The sequence below is a fragment of the Clostridioides sp. ZZV15-6598 genome, from assembly GCF_020657705.1.
Taxonomy (GTDB): Bacteria; Bacillota; Clostridia; order Peptostreptococcales; family Peptostreptococcaceae; genus Clostridioides; species Clostridioides difficile_F.
This window is the reverse complement of sequence record NZ_JAGWCS010000344.1, coordinates 1-381: the sequence shown is the minus strand read 5'-3', so window position 1 is coordinate 381 and position 381 is coordinate 1. Positions and strand designations below refer to the sequence as shown.

Annotated in this window: 1 protein-coding gene; it reads left to right on the top strand. The window is 28.1% G+C overall.

The genetic code is table 11. From position 1 onward, the window contains the following. Window positions 1-285, top strand: a 285-nt coding sequence (locus KGF50_RS21960; protein ID WP_227850006.1) for a DUF2634 domain-containing protein, incomplete at its 5' end; no start/stop codon positions are given. Window positions 286-381: the final 96 nt, after the last annotated feature.

Sequence of the window (381 nt, the reverse complement as noted above, 5' to 3'; positions counted from 1 at the left end):
GAAGCATTAAAACAAACCATCTTTTTAATTTTAAATACTGAAAGGTATGAGCACCTTATTTATTCTAGAAATTATGGTGTTGAATTAAATGACTTAATTGGAGAACCTATATCTTTTGTGATACCTGAAATTGAAAGACGTATTAAAGAAGCACTAGTATTGGACGATAGGATTGAAAATGTAGATAATTTTGAGTTTCAAAATATAAAGGGTAAAGTACATTGTAAATTCACAGTTTACAGCAAATATGGAAATATCAAAGCAGAGAAGGTGGTGAGTGCATAATTGTTTGAGTTAATGACTGTTGAAAATATAATTAAAAGAATGTTAGATAGTGTACCAGATACTCTTGATAAAAGAGAAGGGTCTATAATATATAAT